Annotated in this window: 1 protein-coding gene; it reads right to left on the minus strand. The window is 70.0% G+C overall.

Annotated features, from left to right (window positions below; all coding sequences use genetic code 11):
* Positions 1 to 60 precede the first annotated feature (60 nt).
* Complete coding sequence (locus tag DWY51_RS09390) at positions 61 to 1380, minus strand: IS256 family transposase (protein WP_233502389.1); 1320 nt, start codon at positions 1378 to 1380, stop codon at positions 61 to 63.
* Positions 1381 to 1506: the final 126 nt, after the last annotated feature.

Consider the following 1506-nt stretch of genomic DNA (forward strand, 5'->3'; position numbering starts at 1 on the left):
GGTGGCGCGCGCAGACGTGGTGTAAGAGCGTCCCGAGGTCCGTCGCTGCAAGTCCCGATGTTACTCCTTCTTGAGACCGCGCCTCTCGACTATCTCGTCCACTATCTCCCTGGCGCGCCGCCCGAGCGCGCGGCGCCTCCCCTCTGTCGGGGCCGGCCTGTCCGCGGGCTCGGCGAAGCCCTCGGCGGCCGAGGCCTCGGAGAACACGCGCTGCTGGGACCACTGTCCCTCGGTCTCCATGAGGCTCGCGCACGTCAGGCGCAGCATCGACTCCCTCGAGGGGAAGGACTGCACGACCCTGTAGCGGCGCTTGATCTCGCGGTTGGCGCGCTCCTGGACGTTGTTGGTGCGGAGCTTGGCCCAGTGCGCCCTGGGGAAGGCCGTGAACGCCAGCGCGGAGTCCTCGGCCTGCTCGAAGACCTCGCCGGCCCTGGCGGACACCGACGCCACCCAGGGCGCCGCCTCGGCCCACACGCAGCGCGCGAGGTCGGGGTCGTCCTGGTAGACCGCGGCGTGCACGAGGTCCCTGACGGCCGCCTTGGAGTCCTCGGGCCTGCCCGAGCAGGCGCTCTGGAGGTTGCGCTGCAGGTGCGTCACGCAGCGCTGCCAGGCGCAGCCCTGGAACAGGCGCGAGACGGCGGCCACGAGCCCGGCGTGGCTGTCGGAGACCACGAGGCGAACGCCGGCCAGCCCGCGCTCGCGCAGCCCGCCGAGGAATGCCGCCCAGGAGTCCTCGCTCTCGGTGTCGACCACGTCGCAGCCCAGGAAGTGCTTGCGCCCGTCGGCGCCCAGCCCGATCGCGGTCACGACGCCCTGCGAGACGACCGACGAGCCGACCCTGCAGCTCATGTAGGTGGCGTCGAGCCACAGGTAGCAGCACGGCGTGCCCGACAGGTCGCGGCGGCGGAACTCCGCCACCTCGGCGTCGAGGTCGGAGCAGAGGCTCGAGACCTCCGAGCTCGACAGCGAGGATATGCCCAGCTTGGACGCCACGCGCTCGACCTTGCGGGTGGACACGCCGCATACGTACATCTCCTGCACGATGGCGGCCACCGAGGTGTCGACGCGCGACCATCGCGCGAGCATGCCCTCGGGGTAGTAGGTGCCGTGCCTGAGCTTGGGTATCTCGAGCTCCACGTCGCCCACGGCGGTCTTGAGCGACCTGGGGCGGTAGCCGTTGCGGCTGTTCTCCCTGCCGTCGCTGCGCTCGTTGCGGCTCGCGCCGCACATCTGCTGGGCCTCGGAGTCCATCAGCGCGTTCATCACGCTGCCCAGCACCCTGCACGCGAACTCGCGCGCGTCGCCGCACTCCTGCCAAAGCCTCGCCGCCTCGAGGGCCTCGTCGCGGCCGAGGCGCAGTACACTCTCTTCTTGGGGCATCGCCTTTCCTTCCATTCGTCACCTTCATTACTCCAACGACGAATTCTAGGCGGTGTCCCCTCCCTTTCAAGAAAGGGCGGAGGCGGGGCATTCCCCGCCTCTTACACCACATCTCTGCGCGCTACC

Source organism: Collinsella sp. AF25-2LB, from assembly GCF_003458415.1.
Taxonomy (GTDB): domain Bacteria; phylum Actinomycetota; class Coriobacteriia; order Coriobacteriales; family Coriobacteriaceae; genus Collinsella.